General features: G+C 58.1%; 23 protein-coding genes. 15 read left to right on the top strand and 8 right to left on the bottom strand.

Features of this window, described 5'->3' with window-relative positions:
• The first annotated feature begins 152 nt into the window (after positions 1-152).
• Positions 153-1,271 carry a DUF6456 domain-containing protein gene (locus ACR0JW_RS02855; protein WP_170677694.1) on the top strand — a complete coding sequence of 373 codons (1,119 nt, stop codon included), beginning with the start codon at positions 153-155 and terminating at the stop codon, positions 1,269-1,271.
• A 60-nt stretch (positions 1,272-1,331) separates the two neighbouring features.
• Positions 1,332-2,255 carry a hydrogen peroxide-inducible genes activator gene (locus tag ACR0JW_RS02850; RefSeq protein ID WP_170616737.1) on the top strand — a complete coding sequence of 308 codons (924 nt, stop codon included), beginning with the start codon at positions 1,332-1,334 and terminating at the stop codon, positions 2,253-2,255.
• A 41-nt stretch (positions 2,256-2,296) separates the two neighbouring features.
• On the opposite strand, the gene ACR0JW_RS02845 is transcribed toward ACR0JW_RS02850, so the two are convergent.
• Complete coding sequence (locus ACR0JW_RS02845) at positions 2,297-2,845, bottom strand: peroxiredoxin (RefSeq protein ID WP_170806244.1); 549 nt, start codon at positions 2,843-2,845, stop codon at positions 2,297-2,299.
• Between the two features lie 261 nt (positions 2,846-3,106).
• Here ACR0JW_RS02845 and lipA point away from each other — a divergent pair, with 261 nt between their 5' ends.
• Complete coding sequence (gene lipA, locus ACR0JW_RS02840) at positions 3,107-4,057, top strand: lipoyl synthase (protein WP_170676848.1); 951 nt, start codon at positions 3,107-3,109, stop codon at positions 4,055-4,057.
• Positions 4,054-5,196, top strand: a complete 1,143-nt coding sequence (locus ACR0JW_RS02835; protein ID WP_170676849.1) for an amidohydrolase — start codon at positions 4,054-4,056, stop codon at positions 5,194-5,196. The genes lipA and ACR0JW_RS02835 overlap by 4 nt, the downstream gene beginning before the upstream one ends.
• A 4-nt stretch (positions 5,197-5,200) precedes the next feature.
• On the opposite strand, the gene ACR0JW_RS02830 is transcribed toward ACR0JW_RS02835, so the two are convergent.
• A complete protein-coding gene (locus ACR0JW_RS02830; protein ID WP_480713560.1) occupies positions 5,201-5,617 on the bottom strand; it encodes a hypothetical protein in 417 nt (138 codons plus the stop codon).
• 191 nt (positions 5,618-5,808) lie between these two features.
• A complete protein-coding gene (hpt, locus tag ACR0JW_RS02825) occupies positions 5,809-6,351 on the bottom strand; it encodes a hypoxanthine phosphoribosyltransferase (RefSeq protein ID WP_480713559.1) in 543 nt (180 codons plus the stop codon).
• A 72-nt stretch (positions 6,352-6,423) separates the two neighbouring features.
• Between hpt and ACR0JW_RS02820 the strand changes: the two genes are divergently transcribed.
• Positions 6,424-6,870 (top strand): type II toxin-antitoxin system RatA family toxin, encoded by a 447-nt coding sequence (locus tag ACR0JW_RS02820; RefSeq protein ID WP_170616917.1) that lies wholly within the window; start codon positions 6,424-6,426, stop codon positions 6,868-6,870.
• 51 nt (positions 6,871-6,921) lie between these two features.
• Entirely contained in the window at positions 6,922-8,217 is a 1,296-nt protein-coding gene (locus ACR0JW_RS02815; RefSeq protein WP_170676856.1) for an MmgE/PrpD family protein, read from the top strand.
• Here ACR0JW_RS02815 and pyrC read toward each other — a convergent pair.
• Entirely contained in the window at positions 8,214-9,251 is a 1,038-nt protein-coding gene (pyrC, locus tag ACR0JW_RS02810; protein WP_170676858.1) for a dihydroorotase, read from the bottom strand. The genes ACR0JW_RS02815 and pyrC overlap by 4 nt on opposite strands.
• A gap of 133 nt (positions 9,252-9,384) precedes the next feature.
• On the opposite strand from pyrC, the gene ACR0JW_RS02805 reads away from it, so the two are divergent.
• Both ACR0JW_RS02805 and ACR0JW_RS02800 read left to right on the top strand, forming a co-directional pair.
• The gene (locus ACR0JW_RS02805; protein ID WP_170676860.1) at positions 9,385-10,293 is read left to right on the top strand and encodes an AAA family ATPase; all 909 of its coding nucleotides are present in this window, start codon (positions 9,385-9,387) and stop codon (positions 10,291-10,293) included.
• Between the two features lie 58 nt (positions 10,294-10,351).
• Entirely contained in the window at positions 10,352-11,614 is a 1,263-nt protein-coding gene (locus tag ACR0JW_RS02800) for a vWA domain-containing protein (protein ID WP_170676862.1), read from the top strand.
• On the opposite strand, the gene ACR0JW_RS02795 is transcribed toward ACR0JW_RS02800, so the two are convergent.
• Positions 11,611-12,111, bottom strand: coding sequence for a hypothetical protein (locus ACR0JW_RS02795; protein WP_170616759.1), 501 nt, complete (start codon positions 12,109-12,111; stop codon positions 11,611-11,613). The two genes, ACR0JW_RS02800 and ACR0JW_RS02795, sit on opposite strands and share 4 nt — an antisense overlap.
• Positions 12,112-12,353: 242 nt before the next feature.
• Here ACR0JW_RS02795 and ACR0JW_RS02790 point away from each other — a divergent pair, with 242 nt between their 5' ends.
• The 5 genes from ACR0JW_RS02790 to ACR0JW_RS02770 all read left to right on the top strand — a co-directional run bounded on the left by ACR0JW_RS02790 (position 12,354) and on the right by ACR0JW_RS02770 (position 18,259).
• The gene (locus ACR0JW_RS02790; protein ID WP_170824568.1) at positions 12,354-13,322 is read left to right on the top strand and encodes an XdhC family protein; all 969 of its coding nucleotides are present in this window, start codon (positions 12,354-12,356) and stop codon (positions 13,320-13,322) included.
• A complete protein-coding gene (locus ACR0JW_RS02785) occupies positions 13,319-14,320 on the top strand; it encodes a molybdopterin-binding protein (RefSeq protein ID WP_170676866.1) in 1,002 nt (333 codons plus the stop codon). The genes ACR0JW_RS02790 and ACR0JW_RS02785 overlap by 4 nt, the downstream gene beginning before the upstream one ends.
• 151 nt (positions 14,321-14,471) lie before the next feature.
• Positions 14,472-14,957: a (2Fe-2S)-binding protein gene (locus ACR0JW_RS02780; protein WP_170676868.1), complete on the top strand. Its 486-nt coding sequence runs from the start codon at positions 14,472-14,474 to the stop codon at positions 14,955-14,957.
• A 54-nt stretch (positions 14,958-15,011) separates the two neighbouring features.
• On the top strand, positions 15,012-17,372 hold the full coding sequence (locus ACR0JW_RS02775) for a xanthine dehydrogenase family protein molybdopterin-binding subunit (protein WP_170676870.1): 2,361 nt from the start codon (positions 15,012-15,014) through the stop codon (positions 17,370-17,372).
• Positions 17,373-17,467: 95 nt separating this feature from the next.
• Positions 17,468-18,259 (top strand): FAD binding domain-containing protein, encoded by a 792-nt coding sequence (locus tag ACR0JW_RS02770; RefSeq protein ID WP_170676872.1) that lies wholly within the window; start codon positions 17,468-17,470, stop codon positions 18,257-18,259.
• A gap of 31 nt (positions 18,260-18,290) precedes the next feature.
• On the opposite strand, the gene ACR0JW_RS02765 is transcribed toward ACR0JW_RS02770, so the two are convergent.
• Positions 18,291-19,202 carry a MurR/RpiR family transcriptional regulator gene (locus ACR0JW_RS02765; protein WP_170824566.1) on the bottom strand — a complete coding sequence of 304 codons (912 nt, stop codon included), beginning with the start codon at positions 19,200-19,202 and terminating at the stop codon, positions 18,291-18,293.
• Positions 19,203-19,299: 97 nt separating this feature from the next.
• Between ACR0JW_RS02765 and ACR0JW_RS02760 the strand changes: the two genes are divergently transcribed.
• The gene (locus tag ACR0JW_RS02760) at positions 19,300-20,070 is read left to right on the top strand and encodes a beta-keto acid cleavage family enzyme (RefSeq protein ID WP_480713558.1); all 771 of its coding nucleotides are present in this window, start codon (positions 19,300-19,302) and stop codon (positions 20,068-20,070) included.
• Positions 20,067-21,389: an aspartate aminotransferase family protein gene (locus tag ACR0JW_RS02755; protein ID WP_480713557.1), complete on the top strand. Its 1,323-nt coding sequence runs from the start codon at positions 20,067-20,069 to the stop codon at positions 21,387-21,389. The genes ACR0JW_RS02760 and ACR0JW_RS02755 overlap by 4 nt, the downstream gene beginning before the upstream one ends.
• Positions 21,390-21,405: 16 nt before the next feature.
• Here ACR0JW_RS02755 and ACR0JW_RS02750 read toward each other — a convergent pair whose 3' ends face one another.
• Together ACR0JW_RS02750 and infC are read right to left on the bottom strand one after the other, a co-directional pair.
• Positions 21,406-22,515 (bottom strand): aromatic ring-hydroxylating oxygenase subunit alpha, encoded by a 1,110-nt coding sequence (locus ACR0JW_RS02750; RefSeq protein ID WP_170676878.1) that lies wholly within the window; start codon positions 22,513-22,515, stop codon positions 21,406-21,408.
• Positions 22,516-22,753: 238 nt separating this feature from the next.
• The gene (gene infC, locus ACR0JW_RS02745) at positions 22,754-23,215 is read right to left on the bottom strand and encodes a translation initiation factor IF-3 (protein WP_321254933.1); all 462 of its coding nucleotides are present in this window, start codon (positions 23,213-23,215) and stop codon (positions 22,754-22,756) included.
• Positions 23,216-23,266: the final 51 nt, after the last annotated feature.

Below are 23,266 nucleotides of genomic sequence, written 5' to 3'. Positions count from 1 at the left end.
CTTTCATGAGTGTTAATCAATTTGAATCAAATCTGGTTTTCGCCTTCAGGGGTTAACGAACGAGTAACGAAAGAAACCCTAGTTAGAATTGGTTAACTCATATTCCGAGGGCGATTTTAGACAGAATTTCTTGTCGGCGAGGACAAATGACTATGGAAAACAACATGGCTTTCACTGTTCCGGCATGGGTGCCGGAAGGCGCTCAACGTTGTCTGGATCACACGGAAACCGGCCGGTCGATCCGAGAAATTGCGCGAACAGCAGGGTGCCATGCTTCGACGATTCTAAGGCAGATCAGACGGATCGAGACGCGCCGGGATGACCCCCTTGTGGACGCAGCGCTCCAGTCTCTGGCCGAGACACATTTCTCTGAATCCAAAGTCAGCGGCAGTTTCAGTTCCGATGTTTCAGACGGGACGCCCGAGGGGTTGGCCGCCGCCCGGGATGAGGAGTTCACCCGCGAAGCTCTCAGGGTTTTGCGCAGGCTTTGCGAAACCGGAGCGGTACTGGCGGTCGCCGAAGAAATGGACAAGGCCGTCGTTGTCCGCGATACCGGCAACAGCGCTGCCACCCGGACCGCAGTAGTTGATTGCCGGATCGCCCAGGCGCTTGCGCTGAAGGACTGGATCAACTGCGACAACCCGGGTCGGATTTTACGGTACCGAATTACGGCACAGGGACGGGCGGCTCTGACCCGTCTGATTGCCCAAGCGGAAAACAAGGCCCGCGCCGGGAATGATCTTGGCATGGCCGAAGCGCAGGCGTCGTTTCAGGCGCACTCGGCTTCGGGCAACACGACTGCATCCCAGCCCGAGCGCGCCCGGCGAATCCGGTATAGCGCCACTGAAAGCCCGTTAATCGCGCTGGCTCGCAGGCGCGATCGGGACGGCAAGCTTTTCCTGGACGAAACACTGGTCGCCGCAGGTGAGCGTCTGCGCGAGGACTTCGAACTTGCCCAGATCGGACCAAAAGTGGCGCAGAACTGGGACCTGTATCTGACAGGCGGTGGACGTGGTTCTTTCGGCAACAGCCCCCATGTTGGAAACGGATCGTCGGATGCACGAGATCGCGTCGCGCGGGCGCTGTCGGACCTAGGGCCGGGCTTGAGCGATGTGGCGTTGCGGTGCTGTTGTTACCTTGAAGGGTTGGAATTGGCCGAAAAACGTATGGGATGGTCTGCCCGGTCAGGAAAGATCGTTCTGCGCATCGCGCTGCAACGTCTCAAACGCCACTATGAAACGCAGACCGGGTTCAATCGCATGATCGGATGAGCGGCCCCCTTGGCGATATGAGAGTCTTGCGTTGGTTGGGGTAAGTGATAGTCAATGATTATGAACTTCACCCTCCGGCAGTTGCAGTATTTCAGGGCTGTTGCAGAACAGCGGAACTTTGGGCGTGCGGCACAAATTTGTCATGTGTCGCAGCCGGCTTTGTCCGTGCAGATCAAAACGCTCGAGGAAACACTGGGCGGTACATTGTTCGAACGTCAGGCCCGGGACATCCTGCTGACCCCGCTGGGTCGGGACGTTCTTGAACACGCCCGCCAGGTGCTTGGCGCTGCGGACAGGCTGGATCAGTTTGCAAGGGATCACTCGGGCGGGCACCGGTCCCTGTCGATCGGCATCATTCCGACTATTGCACCGTATCTGTTGCCCGGAGTTCTGGCTGGTCTGAGATCAGCAGACGTGTCGTTGCGCGTTCAGATTCGCGAAGCCCGAACCGAACGCTTGCTGAACATGTTGCGGGGCGGTGAAATTGACGCTGGGCTGATGGCGCTTCCGTCGGGCGGTAGCGAATTGTTTGAACTGCCCTTGTTCGAGGACAGGTTTCTGCTGGCAGGCAGCGCGGCCCGCGTACAGAGACTGGCGGATAATCCGGAAACCCTGCGACCTGTCGATCTGCAGACTGCGCAACTGATGCTTTTGGAAGACGGCCATTGTCTGACGGATCAGGCGCTGGACGTGTGTGGGCAGGACAGAAGCAGCGGTTTGATCAATATGGGCGCGTCTTCTCTGGCGACCCTGTCGCGACTGGTGGCCGAGGGATTTGGCCTGACTTTGATGCCCGAACTGGCCGCCCGTTCTGAAACCGAGGCCGTGCCGGGGCTACAACTCATGCGGTTCGGGGCACCGCAACCGGCCCGGACCGTGGGACTGGTTCGTCGAAAGTCCACAACCGGAGAGGACTGGTTCGACAAACTGGCCGGTGTAATCAGACAGGTCGGCGAAGAGATCGTGACCGCGACCCGCGAATAAGAAAAAGGCCCGACTTGGGCGGGCCTTCTCAACTTTCGGACTTAGGCCAGTGCTGGCTCTTTCGCTTCGCTCAGATGCGCCATCAGGGTCTCGGGCGACGAAACGCCATAGGGGTCCTCGGGGCAGTTATCCATCAGGCCGGGCTCTTCGAACCACGCTTCGACCACACCGTTATTGACAATGGCTGCATAGCGCCACGAACGCATGCCAAAGCCCAGATTGTCCTTGTCGACCAGCATTCCCATTTTGCGGGTGAACTCACCCGAACCGTCTGGGATGACCTTGACGTTTTTCAGGCCCTGATCCTGTGCCCATTTATTCATGACAAAGCTGTCATTGACAGACATGCAGTAAATCTCGTCGATACCTTGGGCGGCGAAGTCGGCATGGCCGTTTTCGAATCCAGGCAATTGGTAGGTCGAGCATGTGGGCGTAAATGCGCCCGGAAGCGAAAACAGGATGACGCGCTTGCCGGCAAAATAGTCAGCCGTGGTTTTGTCTTCCCAGCGGAACGGGTTTGGCCCCTCGACGGCTTCGTCGCGAATGCGGGTGTGGAAGGTCACGTCAGGGAGTTTTGCACCGGTTTTCATAGTCGTATTCCTGTGATTCAAGTCTGATTGAGGGGTGATCTAAAACAGTTCTAAATCGCAATCAATGACCGTTATTCTGCATTTGCACGGTTGGCGGATGCCATCGGAAGCCACTGGAATTGAAAGTTTTAACATAAATCCGATTAGAGGATGCTGCGCCTGCATCAATCGGCAGCATGGCGGCTATGCACCTGTGGTGTAGATCGGCCATGCGGACTATGTTAGGGAAAGAAAATTGACCCAAAGTCAGGATACCGAGCCGTGCGTGATCTGAAGATTCCCGAACAACGCCACCCTGAAAAAGCGCATCGCCCCGACAACGCTCAGCCGAAAAAGCCAAGCTGGATTCGGGTGAAGGCGCCGGGTGGCAAAGGATACGCCGACACCAGGCGGATCATGCGGGACAACAACCTTGTTACGGTGTGTGAAGAAGCCGGTTGTCCCAATGTCGGCGAATGCTGGAGCCAGGGCCACGCCACCATGATGATCATGGGTGACATCTGCACGCGCGGATGCACCTTCTGCAACATCGCAACCGGACGGCCGGACACTCTGGATGTGTTCGAACCGGGGCGCGTTGCACATGCAGTCGAGAAGTTGGGACTGAACCACGTTGTCATCACCTCGGTCGATCGTGATGATCTTGAAGATGGCGGGGCGGATCACTTCGCCCAGACCATTCGAGCCGTGCGCCATCGTTCGCCCAAAACGACGATCGAGATTCTGACACCGGATTTTCTGAAGTGTGATCCGGGAGTTCTGGAAGTTGTTGTCGAGGCCAAGCCAGATGTATTCAACCACAATCTGGAAACGGTCCCGGGTCTTTATCCCGAAGTGCGTCCTGGTGCCCGGTACTTCCATTCATTGCGTCTGCTGCAACGGGTCAAGGAACTGGATCCCTCGATCTTCACCAAATCGGGCATCATGGTCGGGTTGGGAGAAGACGAGCAGCAGGTACGGCAGGTCATGGATGACATGCGTGCTGCCGACATCGACTTTCTGACCATCGGTCAATACCTGCAACCCACGCCCAAGCACCACGGTGTGGATCGGTTTGTCACGCCCGAAGAGTTCGCTTCATACGAAAAGGCGGCTTATGGCAAAGGGTTCCTGATGGTTTCGGCCACTCCGCTGACGCGGTCTTCGTACCACGCTGGGGATGACTTCGCTCGGCTGCGCGCCGCGCGCCAAAAGAAGCTGGAGCAAGGGTGAAACCTGAAACCCTGTCGCGTCTGACCGCGCTGCGACACGAATTGCATCAATTTCCGGAACTGTCCGGTGAGGAACAAAAAACGGCCGCTCGGGTTGCCGACCTGCTGCGGTCTCTTGGTGCGGGTCGTGTTCTGACTGATATCGGCGGCCATGGCGTAGCAGCAGTATATGACAGCGGCCATCCGGGGCCCTGTGTTGCCATCAGGTGCGAACTGGACGGGCTTCCTATTCAGGAGCTTTCGAGCGCGCCCTACGTTTCGCGGGTCGCGGGCAAAGGTCATTTGTGCGGGCATGACGGCCATATGGCAATGGTGCTGGGCGTGACCCAAGACCTCAGAGATAACCCGCCAAAATCCGGTCGTGTGGTTCTGATCTTTCAACCGGCGGAAGAGACGGGAAAGGGTGCCGCCGCTTATCGGGCCGATCCGAGGTTTTCTGAGTTTTCCCCGGATTATGTGTTTTCGCTGCACAATCTGCCCGGGCTTGAGCTGGGTCATGTCGAAATCTGCCGGCGCTCGGCCAACTGCGCCTCGCGCGGTATGCGGGTGGTTCTGACGGGAAAAACCTCACATGCCGCCGCGCCCGAGGACGGGATTTCGCCGATCGGTGCGCTTGCTTGGTTGTTGCCGGAACTGGCCGGGTTGGGGACAGGCGGTCCGCTGACCGATGATTTTGCCCTGACAACCGTAACGCATGCCAGCCTGGGCGAGCAGACTTTTGGCGTCGCTCCTGGGCAGGCGGAAATCTGGGTGACCCTCAGAACCGTTTCGGATGATCGGATGAGGAATCTGGTCGAAGAGGCCGAGACGCTGGTCGGACGAGCGGCAAACAAAGCAGGGCTGCAGGTCGAAATCACCTATGATGACATCTTCGAGGCGTGCACGAACGACACCGAGGCGGTCAAAATCCTTTCCGACGCCTGCGCGTCTCGGAATGTGGCCTACCAGATTACTTCCGAGCCGCAGAAATTTTCTGAGGATTTTGGGCAGTTCGGCAAAGCGGCGAAAACGGCGATGTTCTGGCTTGGGGCAGGGGCGGATCACCCGCAACTGCACAATCCCGACTACGATTTCCCGGATGCGCTGATCCCGGTTGGTGCCACGGTTTTTTCGGCTGCAATTCGCTCACTGGTTGGTTGATCGCTCAATTCACCAAATCGCTGACAATTCCCACGGCCTCAATGACGGTTTGTGTGTCGTCCGAGATCGACAAAATTTCGTCATCCACGCGGACGTATCTCTGACCGGGAGGTAACGGTTTCAACTTCCAGCCATCAAGGTCATCCAAGTAGTCGAATTGCAGATCTTTCGGTAGTTTTTGGCCTCGCGTGTAACGCTTTACCTGCCCGGGCGGAACAGCGACGCCATTATTGGATTTTATCGCCTCTTCGACTTTGGATTTGTCCGCACCTTTTGCTTTGCCTTTGTTATCTTTTGCATCCGCAAAACCAGTTGTCAGAGCGACTGTAAAGGCAGCCACAAGACCAATAGACGACACTTTCATTAGCAGAAACCTCCTTTGTTCTTCTAAGGGTAGTCTGCGGTTGAGCACATTGTCCATTGATATTCGGTTGCTTGAATTTATTGACTTTTCGTACAGTAGACATTTCAGGGGTTAGTCACGGACTACCTGACCAACAAGCCAAGCACACAATACAGCGATTGAAAGACCCTGAAAAATTACGCCGAATACTAGCTTGTAGGCCCCACCTGAACTGCGCAGAACACGGCGAGGGTCCGTACGGTCCTCGGTCAATTCTCGATAAAACGAACCTTGCCGATGAAAGGCAGGTTGCGGTTACGCTGTGCGTAGTCGATTCCGTATCCCACGACAAATTCATCCGGAATTTCGAACCCGATCCAATCCGAGCGGAAGTCAACCTCGCGCCGGCTGGGCTTGTCCAGCAAAGCAATAGATTTCAGTCGTTTGGGTTTCCGGCTCAGCAGCAGGTGGGTGACATGGTTCAGGGTGTGGCCCGTGTCGACGATGTCTTCGACAACCAACACGTCCCGGCCTTCAATTGCGCCGCGCAAGTCTTTGAGAATGCGTACTTCCCGGCTGCTTTCCATCGAGTCTCCATACGAGGATGCCTCGAGAAAATCGACCTCGATCGGCAAGTTCAGTTCCCGCACCAGGTCGGCGATGAACACGAAGCTGCCGCGCAGCAAGCCAACAACGACAAGCTTGTCCGTACCGCCAAACTCATCGGTGATCTCGCGACAGAGCTCTTCGATCCGCGCGGCAATCGCCTTGGCCGAGATCATCTCATCTATCACATATGCGCGGTCGCTCATTGCTGCCCCCTTGATCTTTGGCGCGCAACATACGACATGACGCGCCATTGTCACCTGCAAATACCGGACGCCATGCCCATTCATTCGGAAAACCGCCACCTGCCTTACACCGCTCAGCAGATGTATGATCTGGTTGCCGATGTGGCCAAATATCCGGAATTCCTGCCATGGTGTGCCGCGGCGCGGGTCCGCAAGACCTTTGCTGTTGGAGAAGCGCAGGTGATGGAGGCCGATCTGGTCATCTCTTTCAAAGTCTTTCGCGAGCGTTTTGGTAGCCGCGTGACTTTGTTTGCGGATCAGAAAAGGATCGATACCGAATACCTGGATGGTCCGTTCAAATACATGAAGTCCGACTGGCAGTTCGAGGACGCCCCGGATGGCGGCTGCAATATCGCTTTCCATGTGGACTTCGAATTCAAGAATGCCATCCTGCAAGGCATCATTGGCGTTGTATTCAACGAAGCAATGCAGCGGATCGTGCGCGCGTTTGAAGCCCGGGCCGCCGAACTTTACGGCTAGTGTCCCAATCCTGACGCTTTACCGGAGACGGGCGCACGCTAGACTGCGCTCATGACTGATTTCACTACCAAGATTGCCGCTTTCGCCGCTGGCCCCGTTTCGACCTCATCCCAGACCCGGATCGTAACATCCCTGTCCGTGCTCGACTGGATCGCGGTAGGGCGGGCGGGCGCGGACGAACCTGTGTCGAAAACCGTCCGCGCAATGGTTCTGGCCGAGGCCGGCCTACAACAGGCCCGCTTGTTCGGCGGCGGTTCAGCGCCCTTGCGCGCGGCCGCGTTGGTCAACGGTACGGTCTCACATGCGCTGGATTACGACGACACGCATTTTGCCCATATCGGACACCCCTCGGTGGTTGTTGTGCCTGCTGCGTTGGCCTTGGCGGAATGGGACGACCGCATTGTCGTGGACCTTCTTGAGGCCGCGCTGGTCGGTATGGAGGTCTCCATCCGCATCGGGCTGTGGCTGGGACGCGGTCATTATCAAGCTGGGTTTCACCAGTCCGCAACGGCGGGCGTGTTTGGCGCGGCCGTTGCCGCCGGGCGGATATTGGGCTTCGATGCCGGGCAAATGGAAAGAGCCCTGGGGCTTACTGCGACACGCGCCTCCGGGCTTAAGGCGCAGTTTGGAACCATGGGTAAGCCATATAACGCCGGTATGGCATCATCTGCCGGTGTCGAGGCGGCGCTGCTTGTTCAGCGCGGGTTCGAACCGAACTCTGCCGCGCTTGAAGGGCAGTACGGGTTTGGCGCCACTCATCACGGAGAGGGCGACATCGTCTCTGCCCTTGATGGTTTGGGTGATGAATGGCTGTTCGAGTCCGTCAGCCACAAGTTCCATGCCTGCTGCCACGGGTTGCACGCGGCGCTGGAAGCGGCGCGTGACCTTGACATCGCGGAACCCGAAGTGGCCGAGATCAAGATCAAGACGCACCCGCGCTGGATGAGCGTGTGTAACCAGATGTCGCCGGACACCGGATTGGGTGCCAAGTTTTCCTATCGAACGGTGATTGCGATGCAGGCGCTGGGATTCGATACCGCATTGCCGGAAAGCTATTCGGCCAGAACCTGCGCCGACCCGCGCATTGTGTCCCTGCGAAACCGGATTTCAGTCGATGCCGATGACAGCCTGTCTGAAACGCAGGCGCAGATATCTCTTCTGCGCCGCGATGGCGTCCGGTGTGAGGCGAAGCATGATCTGCTGACGCCCATGGCTCTGTCGGACCGCGAAGACCGCGTCCGCGGCAAGGCCGCCAAACTTATCGGACACGAAGACGCGGACGCGGTCTGGTCGATGCTGCGCACCGGGGGCCGCGCCCGCGAATTGCCAATCAATCCTGTAGGTTAATCAACCCGCCAGTGCAGCGGGAAGCCCGGGTCGAACACGGTCACAGGGCCATCCCCTGTCTCAATTTTGGACGGGTAGGTCACCGCGTCACCTTTCGTCAGGGTCAGGCTGTCCTCATTCACAGGCAAGCCATAAAATGCCGGACCGTTGAGCGAGGCAAACCCTTCCAGCTTGTCCAGCGCGTCTTCACGCTCGAACATTTCCGCCAGCAGCGACATGGTGTTTGTCGCCGTGAAACACCCGGCGCAACCGCAGGCCATTTCCTTGTTGGCATCCGTATGCGGTGCGCTGTCCGTGCCCAGGAAATACCGCGCATCGCCCGAGGCCGCTGCGGCCAGCAATGCAAGGCGGTGTTCTTCCCGTTTGGCGACAGGCAGACAATAATAGTGTGGTTTGATGCCGCCAACCAGAATGTGGTTGCGATTGATGATCAGATGATGCGCCGTAATCGTCGCACCCAGACCGGTCTCATTCGACCTGACATAATCAACACCGTCTTTCGTCGTAATATGCTCCATCACAACACGCAGTCCGGGCGTCGCCCTGCGGATCGGGTCCAGAACGCGGTCGATGAACACGGCTTCACGGTCAAAAATATCGATGTCGGCATCGGTTACTTCGCCATGCACACAAAGCGGCAAACCAATGTCGGCCATCCTTTCCAGAACAGGGCGGACCTTGTCGAAATCGCGCACGCCCGAGGCCGAATTTGTCGTCGCCCCTGCCGGGTACAGCTTGACAGCCTTGATCAGACCGCTGGTATGGGCGGCGGCCAGGTCATCCGGGTCCGTATCTTCGGTCAGATACAACGTCATCAGCGGCTCGAAACTCATTCCTTCCGGCAGCGAGGCCAGAATACGCTCCCGATAGGCTGCGGCCTGTGCGCCGGTGACGACAGGGGGCACAAGGTTCGGCATGATGATGGCGCGCGCAAAGTGGCGTGCTGTTTCGGGCAGAACGGCGTGCAACATGGCGCCATCGCGCAGATGCAGATGCCAGTCGTCGGGGCGGCGGATCGTGATGCTGTCTGTCATATGCCCCGGCTAGCACAAGGGTCGCAATCGTGAAAGACCTTGTCGAACCATCTGATCGCAGTAAGTCCAGAAAGACCCGTGGGGTTGACGCAAGACCGGCACCATGCCCTTGTGTGCGAAAGGAGATTGGCTGATGAACCACCCCCAATCCATTGATGCGGTTCAGAAGATGTTGGGCGCGCAGGGATACGTCTGCGGCCGGTCTCTGGCGACCGTTGTGTTTCTGTCTCTCAAACTGGGTCGCCCGCTGTTTCTGGAAGGCGAGGCCGGGGTCGGCAAAACCGAGATCGCCAAGGCGCTGGCTTCCGGTCTGGGGCGGCGGCTCATCCGGTTGCAGTGCTACGAGGGGCTGGATGCCGCATCGGCCGTTTACGAGTGGAACTTTCCCGCGCAAATGGTAGCAATCCGGACTGCCGAAGCGGCAGGTACTGCCGACAGATCCGCCCTGCAGGCCGAACTGTTTTCCAAAGAATACCTCGTGGAACGCCCTTTGCTGCAGGCCATGCAACCCGATGAAGGCGGCGCGCCTGTACTCCTGATTGACGAACTGGACCGTACGGATGAGCCATTCGAAGCTTTCCTTCTGGAAGCTCTCAGTGATTTTCAGGTGACGATCCCGGAGCTCGGTACGATCAAAGCGCCGGAACCTCCGATTGTGATCGTCACGTCGAACCGAACGCGCGAGGTCCACGACGCGCTTAAACGACGGTGCCTGTATCATTGGGTCGACTATCCGGATTTCGACCGTGAAATCGAAATCCTGCATGCCCGCGCGCCCGAGGCCGCCGACGCCCTCAGTCGTGAAATTGTGGCCTTTGTCCAGCATCTGCGGACCGAGGACCTGTTCAAGAAGCCCGGCGTCGCCGAAACGATCGACTGGGCCAAGTGCCTGTTGGCGCTGGATGTCATCAACCTCAGCCCCGAAGTGATCGGCGACACACTGGGCGCAATCCTGAAATATCAGGATGATATCCAGAAACTGCAGGGGTCCGAGGCGAAACGCATTCTGGATCAGGCCAAAGCCTCACTCGAACCGGCGTGATGCTTCATCTTTTCCCAAATACTCCGGGGGTATGGGGGCAGCGCCCCCATGCATTGTGATGGCCGAGCAACTGCCGATCGACATTCCCGATGATCCCAAACTGGCGCAGAATATCACCCATTTTGCCCGCGCTCTGCGCAAGGCCGGGTTGCCGATAGGAACCGGCCGCGTCATTGATGCCATCCGCGCCGTTGAAGCCGCCGGTTTTACCCGCAAGCAGGATTTCTACTGGACCCTCCACGCCTGTTTCGTCAGTCGTCCGGAACACCGCACCGTGTTTGCACAGGTGTTTCGCCTTTATTGGCGGGATCCACGCTATCTCGAACACATGATGTCCATGATGCTGCCGGCCATTCGCGGTGTTCAGGAGGAGCGCAAAGCGGATGCAGCCGAAAAGCGGGCAGCCGAGGCCCTGCTGGATGGTGTCGAAAAGGATCTGCCCGAAGTCGAGGATCAGGGTGAGGAAACCGAACTCGACATTGATGCCTCTCAGACCGCGTCGTCCGAAGAACGACTGCGAAATCTGGATTTCGAACAGATGAGCACCGACGAAATCGCACAGGCCAAACGGATGCTGTCGCGCTTGTCTCTGCCGGTCAAACCCATTGCTTCACGCCGTGGTCAAGTCAGCCATCTGGGTCATCGTATCGACCGGGCCCGAACGTTGCGGGCCGCGATGCGGCAAGGTGGGGACATGCGGGACATCGCCCGGCAACGGCCCAGACCGCGCTGGCCCAACCTTGTCGTTCTTTGCGATATATCGGGCTCGATGAGTCAATACAGCCGGATCATCCTGCATTTTCTGCACACCGTCTCGAATGCGCGCGGCGCGGGCTGGGCCAGGGTTCATGCTTTCACTTTCGGAACCCGACTGACGAATATCACCAGACACCTGCATCAGCGCGATGTCGATGCAGCGCTGGCCGCCGCCGGAGCCGAGGCGCAGGACTGGGAAGGAGGAACCCGTATCGGGGAATGCCTTCACGCTTTCAATCGGGACTGGTCCAGACGGGTCATGGGGCAGGGCGCGGTGGTTCTGCTGATCTCAGACGGGCTGGATCGCGGTGAGCCGGATGCACTGTCGAAGGAAATTGAGAGGCTGCATCTGTCCGCAAGACGCCTGATCTGGCTGAACCCCCTGCTGCGATGGGATGGCTTTGCACCCAAGGCCAAGGGAATTGCGGCCATGCTGCCCCATGTCGACAGCTTTCGGGCAGGTCATTCCATCGCTTCGCTTGAGGAACTGGCCCAGGTCATATCGCGGACCGACGACAACGGCGAGAAAGCGCGGCTGATGACCGCGCTTTCAGAGCAGGCTTAGCCTAGCTGCTTTTCATTGCACTCTCGTGCCATTTCCATGGCTTTGTAGGTGCCCGTCAGATCGACGGTAAAGGCGAATTCCTTTTCCGGAAAAACGACCATGACCTTCTGTTTGGCCAGATCGTCGGCGAATTGCGGGTTGTCCGACAGGACATAGCCACCGGAATAGCCCTTGGTGATGTTCCCTTTCATGCCGGTACCTTCGCCGACATACAGGTTGTCACCCAGCATGATTGCGACCGCACCTTTTTCACCGCGTTTGATATCGGTTTTTTCCTTGGTGAATATGCCGACGTAGCCAACCCCGCGGTCTTCGGTCAGCCCCATCTGAACCACGTTTTCGGCACTGTCCACGGCTTCAATCAGACAGGACTTCTTTTCCTTGTCCACAAAGACTTTCCAGCCTTCAACCTCTCCATACCGTTCGAATGTATCAGCCCATACAGCAGTCGAGGCCATCAGCCCCAATGCGGTCCCCAGTGAAAGAATACGTTTCAATTTTCTCTCCGATTCAAAAAAAGTGGCAGAACATCAGGCAGCTTGCCAGATGCGGGGGTTAGGCTAAATCCTGCGCCGAAAACAATCAATCCTAGGGTTTTTTGAATATGATGAAGCCGTCAGATTGCCCCGAGGATCCGTTTGTCTTCCAGCCATGGGTTTCTTGCTGACCTGGCCGCAGGGCTGACTTTTCATTGCAGCAAACCTGCCTATGTTGGAACGGGAAACGCCAGGAGGTTTCGATGGACCGATTCGACAATAGCCCGGAGACAGCACTGAACTGGTTCCGCAAGGGCCGCGGCGCGGCCCTGGCGACCGTCGTCGATACCTGGGGCAGTGCACCGCGCCGGGTGGGATCGCAGCTTGTGATCGGGGGAGATGGCCGGATCGAAGGGTCAGTCTCCGGTGGATGTGTCGAGGGTGCCGTAATCGTCGAAGCAATGGAAGCCATCGATGAAGGCGAGGCGCGCCTGCTGGAATTCGGTGTCAGCGACGAGGACGCCTTTGCCGTCGGTCTGGCCTGTGGCGGCACGATACGTGTTCTGGTCGAGCCTGTCGGCTCGGTTCTGACGGAAAACATGCTGACCGATCTGGTTGCGGCGCGCGCAGGGCGTGAAGCCGTCGCGTATGAAGTCAATATCGACACGGGGCACCGGGCTTTACGCCGGAACGCTTATCGCGAGAGGCTCCGCATGGACCGGTCCGGTTTTGAAGCGGACGGCAAGACCTTTGTGGCTGTCCACAACCCTCCGCTGCGGCTGATCATCGTGGGCGCGGTCCACATTGCGCAGGCGCTTGTGCCAATGGCGCGGATTGCCGGGTATGATCCTGCAATCATTGATCCGCGAGAAGCCTTCGCATCCAGCGCGCGGTTTCCCGGTGAAACCATTCTGACGGCATGGCCAGACGAGGCGGTCGCTCAACTGGGGCTGGATGCGCGGACCGCAGTGGTTTTGCTGACCCACGATCCCAAACTGGATGATCCGGCGTTGCAGGCCGCGTTGCAGGCTGATGTGTTCTATATAGGCGCACTTGGTTCTACACGCACACACGCCAAAAGAATGGACCGCATGAAGCAGGCTGGCTTAACAGATGCGCAGATTGCCAGAATCCACGGTCCGATCGGACTGGATATCGGCGCTGCGGATCCTTCGGAAATAGCGGTTGCCATTTTGGCGCAAATGACCGCCGTGTTGCGGGGCAAAGCGTGAAATTCGGACCGGTCCAGGTGCCCGAAGCAGAAGGGGCGGTACTTGCGCACTCGGTTCAGGCTGGCACAGTCAAACTGCGCAAAGGCGTGATCCTGTCGCGTGAACACCTTGAACAACTGACACAAGCCGGCCATTCCGAGGTTATCGTGGCCCGGCTGGAACCCGGGGATTGCCACGAGGACGAAGCCGCCCGAATGCTGGCCGAGGCTTTGGCGCCAGACCCGGCCGCTGCTGGTCTTCGGGTAACGCAGCCATTTACCGGGCGCGTCAACCTGCTGGCGGACGGGCCCGGCGTCGTGGTTCTGGATACAGATGCTCTGCGGCAGTTCAATCTGGTCAATCCAATGATAACGGTCGCCACTGTCCCCCAGCACCAGCAGATGGAAGCCGGTGGGATGGTCGCAACGATCAAGGTGATCTCGTATGCGGTTCCCGGCGGTGACGTGTTGCGGGCATCGCGACTGGCCGAGAACTCGATCCGGCTGGTCGTACCCGTCCACCGCACAGCCGGATTGATCGTGACCGACATTCCCGGCGGTCCACCGAATGAAAAGGGTATTGCTTCGATGCGCGGACGTGTCGAAGCGCTTGGGATGGAGTTGAACGATATCCGCATCGTGCCGCATCGAACGCCAGATCTGGCCGAAGCCATTGCCGCAATGCAAGAGGATATCGTGATGATCTTGACAGGGTCTGCGACATCGGATCCCGCCGACGTGGCCCCCGAAGCCGTGCGCTCGGCTGGGGGTCAGGTAGACAGGTTTGGTATGCCGGTCGATCCCGGCAACCTGCTGTTTCTTGGCAGCTTGTCGGATCGTCCCGTCATTGGACTGCCGGGATGTGCGCGTGCGCCTGCCTTGAACGGGGCCGACTGGGTGTTGTCCCGCGTGGCCTGCGGCATCCCGGTGACCAGTGCGGATATCGCCGGGATGGGGGTTGGCGGATTGCTCAAGGAAATTCCGACACGACCGCAGCCCCGGGCCAGAAAGAAGGTGTGACGTAGGGGCATTTTGCCCGGTCGCCATTGCGGGCTAAGCTGTTGTGATTGGCCAATCCACCTGTTCGTGCACCTGCCAAAGATTTTTGTTCTCAAACGAAAATTCCCGTGTTTAACTCGGCACAAGCAAAAAAACGAAATGGGAGGAACTTATGACACAGGTCTCAATGACCGTGAACGGAAAACCCGTGAGCGGTGAAGTCGAAGGCCGGACCTTGTTGTCCAGCTTTCTGCGCGATCACCTGTCGCTGACCGGTACACATGTTGGTTGCGACACTGCGCAGTGCGGCGCGTGCGTCGTTCACGTGAACGGGGAGGCGGTCAAATCCTGCAACATGCTGGCGCTTGAGGCGGACGGTGCCGACGTCGGTACGATTGAGGGGCAGGCCAACCCGGACGGTTCGCTGAACGTGATCCAGCAGGCGTTTCAGGATCACCATGGCCTTCAGTGCGGCTTTTGCACGCCCGGCATGGTGATGAGCGCCGCCGCGCTGCTGAAAGATAACCCGCGTCCGACCGAGGCCGAGATCCGGAAATATCTGGAAGGCAACCTGTGCCGCTGCACCGGGTATCACAACATAGTCAAGGCGATCATGGCCGCATCGGGCCAGGACGTTTCCAGCATCGCCGCCGAATAAAGCGGTCGCAAAGAATTTTTAGCGAAAATTCTTTCCCAGGGAGGAGAACAAGCAATGCCCAAAGACAGTGGCATCGGAGCCAGTTCCAAGCGGCGCGAGGACGTGCGCTTTCTGACCGGAGCGGGCAATTACACCGACGACATCAACGTACGTGGTCAGGCCTATGTACATTTTCTGCGGTCCGACATTGCACATGGCCGGATCAAATCCATAGACACATCTGCGGCGGAAGCCATGCCAGGTGTGGTCAAAGTGTTCACCGGTAAGGACTTCGAAGGCGTGGGTGGGATGCCCTGCGGCTGGGAAGTCACCGACAAACACGGCGCACCCATGCAGGAGCCGCCGCACCCCATTCTGGCGCAGGGCAAAGTTCGCCACGTTGGCGATCCCATCGCCGCCGTTGTGGCCGATAGCCTTGAACAGGCGCGCGACGCGGCCGAGGCAATCGACGTGGATATCGATGAATTGCCAGCCGTCATGGATATGAAGGCCGCAGCGCAAGATGGCGCGACGCTGGTTCATGACGACCTCAAGAACAACATCTGCTATGACTGGCAGCTGGGCGAGGCCGATGACGCCAAGGTAAACGATGTCTTCGCCAACGCGGCTCATGTGACAACGCTGGATTTGGTGAACAACCGTCTGGTCGCCAACCCAATGGAGCCGCGCGTGGCCTTGGCCGAGTACAGCCGCGCGACCGAAGAGTATACTCTTTACACGACGTCGCAGAACCCGCACGTGATCCGTCTGCTGATGTGCGCCTTTGTTCTGGGTCTGCCCGAACACAAGGTCCGCGTGGTGGCCCCGGATGTGGGTGGCGGCTTTGGCACCAAGATCTTCCACTATGCCGAAGAAGCGTTCTGTACCTTTGCGGCAAAAGCCTGCGGGCGTCCTGTCAAGTGGACGGCCAGCCGGTCCGAGGCATTCATGTCGGATGCGCAGGGTCGGGATCACGTCAGCAAGATCGAGCTGGCGCTGGATGCGGACAATAATTTTGTCGGCCTGCGGACCAACACCTATGCCAATCTGGGCGCGTATCTGTCGACCTTCTCCAGCTCGGTTCCGACCTGGCTGCACGGCACGTTGATGGCGGGCAACTACAAGACGCCGGTCATTCAGGTAAACGTGAAAGCGATGTTCACGAACACGGTGCCGGTGGATGCCTATCGCGGTGCAGGCCGCCCCGAGGCGACCTTCCAGTTGGAGCGCGTCGTGGACAAGGCCGCACGTGAGCTGGGCGTCGATCCGATTGCACTGCGCCGTCAGAACTTCATCACTCAGTTCCCCTATGACACGCCGGTGGCGCTGACCTATGACACCGGGAATTACAACGGGACGATGGACAAGCTTGAGGCTGCTGCCGATCTGGCAGGCTTTGCTGCGCGTCGTGCAGCGAGTGAAGCTAAGGGCAAGCTGCGCGGTCTTGGCATCAACTGCTATATCGAGGCCTGTGGCATCGCGCCCTCGAACATCGTTGGAATGCTGGGGGCCCGCGCGGGTCTCTATGACGCTGCGACGGTGCGCGTGAACGCGACTGGGTCGATCAGCGTCATGGTCGGTGCGCACAGCCACGGGCAGGGGCATGAAACCGCCTTCCCGCAGGTGGTGGCGGACATGATCGGCATCGACGAGTCGATGGTCGAGATCGTGCATGGGGATACGTCCAAGATCCCGTTCGGGATGGGCACCTACGGCTCACGTTCGCTTGCGGTCTGTGGGTCGGCCATGGTCAAAGCGACCGAGAAGGTGATCGATAAGGCGAAAAAGATCGCTGCACATCTGCTGGAAGCGTCCGAGGCCGATATCGAGCTGAAGGATGGTCAGTTCAGTGTCGCGGGCACCGACAAGTCGGTGGCGTGGGGGGATGTGACCCTGACGGCATATGTCCCGCACAACTATCCGCTGGAGGTCGAGCCGGGGCTTGAGGAAACCGCCTTCTATGACCCGGCCAATTTCACCTTCCCGGCAGGTGCTTATGCCTGTGAGGTCGAGGTTGATCCGGACACCGGTCAGGTCAGCATCGAGAAATTCACGGCTGCGGATGATTTTGGCAATATCGTCAATCCGATGATCGTTGACGGCCAGGTCCATGGCGGTATCGGTCAGGGCATCGGTCAGGCCCTGCTGGAGAACTGCGCCTATGACGAGAATGGCCAGTTGCTGAGTGCGTCCTTCATGGATTACGCCATGCCGCGTGCCGATGATGTGCCATTCTATGGTGTCGACCATTCTAGCCAGACGCCGTGTACTCATAACCCATTGGGTGTGAAGGGCTGTGGCGAAGCGGGCGCGATCGGATCGCCGCCGGCAGTTGTCAATGCGGTGCTGGATGCGCTGAATTCGGGCGGCAAGGCGGTGGACCACATCGACATGCCGGTCAGCCCGTCGCGCGTCTGGGCAGCTATGAACGGCTGAGTTGAGAGGATGGACCGGGGGCCAGCCCCCGGACCCCCGGAGTATTTCCAAAAAGATGAAGGGCCGGGAAACGCCCTTCGGAAAGGAAAAGCAAAATGTACAGTTTCGAGTTTGAAAAACCCTCGACCATAGCCGATGCGGTTGCCGCGTTGGCGGCCGAGGATGCACAGGCGTTGGGAGGAGGGCAGACCCTTATCCCGACGCTGAAACAGCGACTGGCGGCGCCATCATCCCTGGTATCCCTGAGCGGAATTGCCGAGATGAAGGGTGTTTGCATTGAAGACGATGGCTCGGTTGCGATCGGCGGGGCGACGACTCATGCCTCGGTGGCGCGTGATGCGGCGGGGTCGTACCCGGCACTGGCGGCGCTGGCTGGTCAGATCGGCGATCCGGCAGTGCGCAACCGCGGCACAATTGGCGGGTCGGTGGCAAACAATGATCCTGCAGCCTGTTATCCTGCGGGTGTTCTGGGATCAGGTGCGACCATCGTTACCAATACACACCAGATTGCGGCAGATGACTTTTTTCAGGGCATGTTCACCACTTCGCTGGATGAAGGTGAAATCATTACGTCTGTCCGCTTTCCGGTGCCACAGGCGGCGAGTTACCAGAAGTTTCTGCAACCGGCGTCGCGTTTTGCGTTGGTGGGCGTGTTTCTTGCCCGCTTCGCTGACGGTGTTCGGGTTGCCGTAACCGGGGCCAGCGAAGATGGCGTGTTTCGATGGGGTGAGGCTGAGCAGGCCCTGAACAAAGAGTTCCGGCCGGATGCGTTGATGGACCTGAGGGTCAACCCCGCGAACATGATTGGGGACTTGCATGGCAGCAAGGAGTATCGCGCACATCTGGTGAACGTGATGACCAGACGGGCTGTCGAAGCGACGATGTAAACAGCGCAATGAACAGGGGCAGCCCCCGGGTTTACCGGGGGCTGTTCTTTTGACGCACTCTGGGCGGCTTAGAAGGGCGCCAGTAGGCGCCGGTTTCCTCACGAGCTTTCTGATATTCTTCCACGCGAATTCGTGCGGCGTCGCCGCCGGCGTCAAAGAGATGACCAAGCAAGCATTCCAGAACCGCCATTGCGCCCGAAAAACTTGAGAAGTGGTGCAGGGATCGGGTGCTGACTGCCAGTACAACGTCGGGTTTGACGCCTGGGGCGATGACGTCACTATCCGACAAAAGTATGATTTTCATTCCCATGTCGCGGGCATACCGCATGGCCTGAATCGTGTCCGCTGAATAAGGTTGGACGGTTATCGCGAACAGACAATCCTGCGTGTCCCCTTCGATCAGATCATCAATCGCGGAGCCCATTTGCCGAGGGATAAGCTGCATTCCGGGTTGTGCCATGCGTCCGGCGTAGCAAAAATAAGACGCCAGTGCATGGCTGGCCCGTGTGGCCGTCACAAAGCAACGCTTTGCATTGGATATGATTTCCGTGGCCATCTGCATTTTCTTGGGGTCTATCTGCCGCAACGATCGGGTGACGACGTTCAACTCATTCCGTGCGAATTGGGATTGAGCCGTAGCGAATTGCCCTTCTTGTCTGAGGCTGGACAGCCAGTCCTGTCCCAGCTGTTCCTCTCGGTCTGTGGCCAGAGCGTGCCGAAATGGCTGACGAAAGGCGTCAAACCCGTCAAAGCCCAGCCTCTGTGCCAATCGGACCAGAACGTTGGAACTGACGCCGATCTTTTGGGCGGTAACTCGAACCGGGTCGATACCGAAATCTGCCGGATGATCGATAATGTATTTTGCGGCTGCCTGAAGCTGTGTTGGCAGGTCATCGATGGTGCGGCGAAGGCGGCTGGTCAGTTGGGTTGGAGATTCCGGCATGTTACTAGAAAAACATATGTTATGAAAATGGCAAGTTGAAAACACGTGGTCGGCAGGTAAATGGGGTGCAGGAACGCGGCTGGGGTTGGAGCAGGGAATGCAACGTCCGGAAAATGAAACAATCAGACCTTACGTAATGGTCGCGCCCAATGGCGCGCGGCGTGGTCACATTGATCATCCGAAGCTGCCTGTTTCGCTGGATGAAATATTGGCCACCGCCCGATCCTGTTTTGATGCCGGTGCACAGGGGCTGCATTTGCATGTCCGTGACGACCAAGGTGCCCATTCTTTGGATGCTGGGCGATACCGAGAAGCGATTGCCGAGTTGAGCCGCACTGTGCCGGAGATGGACATTCAGATCACAACCGAGGCCGCGGGCGTTTTTGATTTGGCGGCGCAGTTTGAATGTGTGAAGCAAGTCCAACCTGGCTGGGCTTCGATTTCCGTCCGTGAAACTGCCCGCGCGCCGGAGCTTGCGGCACGGCTTTATGGACTTTGTGCGGAACAGGGTACACGGGTTCAGCACATCCTTTATGATGCAGAAGATACCGCTTTGCTGGATCAGTGGCGGGACAAAGGGATTGTGCGACAAGAGCAGGCGGATCGCCTGCTGGTTCTGGGCCGCTACACAACAGGTGGAGAATCGACACCTGAAGATATTGATGGTTTCCCGCAAAATCCGGCGCCGTGGATGATCTGCGCCTTTGGGAAACAGGAACATATGTGCCTTGCCGAAGCCGCAAAGCGAGGCGGTGATGTGCGGGTTGGTTTCGAAAACAGCCTGACCGACGCACAAGGTCGAACATGGACAGACAATGCGGCATCGGTAGCAGCGCTGGTCGCAAAAATTGAGAGGATTTTGATATGAGCCATGTATTTCCACGTCACACCAAGGCCGAACTGCCGGTCGCAGCAGGCGGTGACGGATGTTACCTGATTGACGCTGACGGGCGGCGCTATCTGGATTGCGGGGATGCGGCGGTTTCCTGTCTGGGGCACTCCAACCCGGCCGTGATCAAGGCGGTACAGGAACAGGTTGAAAAGATCGCCTTTGCCCATACAGGCTTCATGACCTCGGAACCGGCAGAGGAATTGGCGGATTTGCTGATCGAACACGCGCCGGGTGATCTGGACCGGGTGTACTTCGTTTCCGGGGGGTCTGAGGCCACCGAAGCCGCGATCAAGCTGGCGCGCCAGTATTATCTTGAAATCGGTCAGCCCGAACGCCGGCATGTGATCGCTAGGCGGCAGAGCTATCACGGCAACACTCTGGGTGCGTTGTCGGCAGGTGGAAACGCGTGGCGGCGGGCGCAGTTCGCGCCGATGCTGATCGAGATGACCCATATCGCGCCCTGTTTCGAATACGCTGAAAAACCCGATGGCGAGAGTAGCTTTGACTATGGTCAGCGCGTCGCCAATGAGTTGGAAACCGAGATTCTACGGCTTGGTCCCGATACCGTGATGGCTTTCATGGCAGAGCCGGTTGTTGGCGCGACATTGGGTGCAGTTCCTGCGGTTGAGGGGTATTTTAAACGCATTCGTGAGATCTGCGACAAGTATGGCGTGTTGTTGATTCTGGACGAAGTGATGTGTGGCATGGGCCGGACTGGGCATCTGTTTGCCTGCAACCATGATGGGGTGGCGCCGGATATCCTGTGCATCGCCAAGGGTCTGGGCGCGGGGTATCAGCCGATTGGTGCGACGCTGTGTTCCGGTGCAATTTATGATGCGATCCGGGATGGGTCCGGTTTCTTCCAGCACGGACACACCTATATCGGGCACCCGGTTGCGACGGCTGCTGCCTTGGCCGTTGTAAGGGAGCTGACTAACCGAGATTTGCCGACCCGAGCTGGCGTGATGGGTGAAAAGCTGCAATCAGCGCTTGAGGCTGCGTTTGGACAGCATCCGAATATTGGCGATATCCGCGGCCGGGGGTTGTTCCGCGGGGTGGAACTGGTGGCCGATCGGGAAAGCCGCACGCCTTTTGACCCTGCGCTGGGTGTCGCGGGAAAGATCAAGAAGGCTGCTTTGGCCGAAGGGCTGATCTGTTACCCGATGTCCGGAACGCGCGACGGCAGGAAAGGTGACCACGTCCTGTTGGCACCGCCCTTTATCATCGAGGACGAGCAGATTGACGAACTGGTCACAAAACTAAGCAAAGCCATCGAGGTTTCGCTGCCGGCTTGATCAAGTCAGAGAATTGTCAGAGGGCCGTGCCTTCCATGGCTCTCTGGTAATGCGCATTGAACGCCATGATCGGGTGTTCTGATTGCGATGAACACGCGTCATCGACCACCAGTGCCCCAAACCCGATCGCGCCACTTTCCAACCCTTTTTGAACCGAATCCACAATCGGGCCATCTTCGGCAAAGGTGGTGTTGCGGTGTTGCAGGATGATCTCTTGTTCAACGGCCCTCGGTTCGGATTCGGGCAACCACCAGTCAACTTCAATCTTTGTTTTGTTCACACTGACCGGGGTCCAGCGATAGGTGTTCACAATCCCACCGGGGTAAACTTGCAGGGCAAAAAGCGGAAAGAACCACCAGGTCAGGAACTTGTCCGTGCGCGCCTCTGGGTCGGCGACATAGTTGTAGGATTTCTGACTGTCCGGACGGGCCGGGCTTGCATGGCGAATGCCGTAATCGTGACCGCGCGTCCGGTACTGGTCCGGATCGACCACACCAGTTGTCAGAGTCTTGTGAACCACAGCGCAGTGATAGCATTCGTTGAAATTCTCGGCGACGACTTTCCAGTTCGCGCCGGCCAACCGTTCCGTCCGATCCGCTCGTTTATAGTTGGGAAGGTTGGGCGCGTATTCAGCGATTTCGCCAAGCGCGCTTTCGGCCAGTTCGGCCATTGGCCGGGCGTCCGGGTCCAGGTTCAGCAGAATCAGCCCGAAGAACAGTTCAACCTGAACCGGGCGCAGCTTGTACCGGCTTTTGTCGAAGCCGGGAAACGCGGTGGCATTCGGCGCGGCGCGCAACTGTCCGGTCGTGTCATAGGTCCATGCGTGATAGGGGCACGTTATCTTTTTGGTGCAACCCTTGCCATTCAGCAATTCATGGCCGCGATGAACGCAGACGTTGAAAAAGGCGCGGATTTCGCTGTCCTGACCCCGAATCACGATCACTGAGGCGCCGCTGACGTCCTCGACAACATAGTCACCGAAGTTGGGGATGTCGGTCACATGGCCTACCAAATGCCAGGACCGCCTGAATATCCGGGTGCGTTCCTGAGAAAAAACGGCCTCATCACAATAGGCCTGCGTCGGCAGCGATTGATAAACGCCGCCAGCGAATGACATTTCACCCATCGTTACCTCCCCTTTATCCGGCATCTCACGCTTAACCGCATCGCGATTCCGCGCATTCCAGTTTGGCCAGCACGCCGTCGAAATCAGAGCGCCTGAAATCGACCTATTGTCGCTTTCCAGCCTTTAAGATTTGCGGACGGGGACAGGTGTGTACAAATCGCGAGGATTGAATTTTCGGTGAACAAAAAACCCTGCCAGAGCAACTCTGACAGGGTTTGAAATTGGTTGCTTGCAGAACTTATTTCTGCGGAAGCGGGCCGATCATCATGATCATCTGACGGCCTTCCATCTTCGGCATGTTCTCGACCTTGCCGATTTCCTTGATGTCTTCGGCAACACGCTCCAACAGCTCGCGACCCAGGTTCTGGTGCGCCATCTCACGGCCACGGAAGCGCAGGGTGACTTTGACCTTGTCGCCCTTTTCCAGAAACTTGACGACGTTCTTCATCTTGACGTCGTAATCATGCGTGTCGGTGTTGGGCCGGAACTTGACCTCTTTCACCTCGATGATTTTCTGCTTCTTGCGGGCTTCGCTTTCGCGTTTCTGCTGTTCGTACTTGAACTTGCCGAAATCCATGATTTTGCAAACCGGAGGATTGGCATTGGGCGAGATCTCGACCAGATCAAGTCCGGCATCAGCGGCCATCTGCATAGCTTTGGCGGGATGAACCACCCCTACGTTATCACCGTCAGCGCCAATCAGGCGGATTTCAGGGGCACGGATCTTTTCATTGACGCGCGGTCCGGTGTC

The sequence above is a fragment of the Ruegeria sp. BG6 genome (assembly GCF_056538465.1).
Note: the sequence above shows the minus strand (reverse complement) of the source record. Positions and strands in the feature narration are given on the sequence as shown.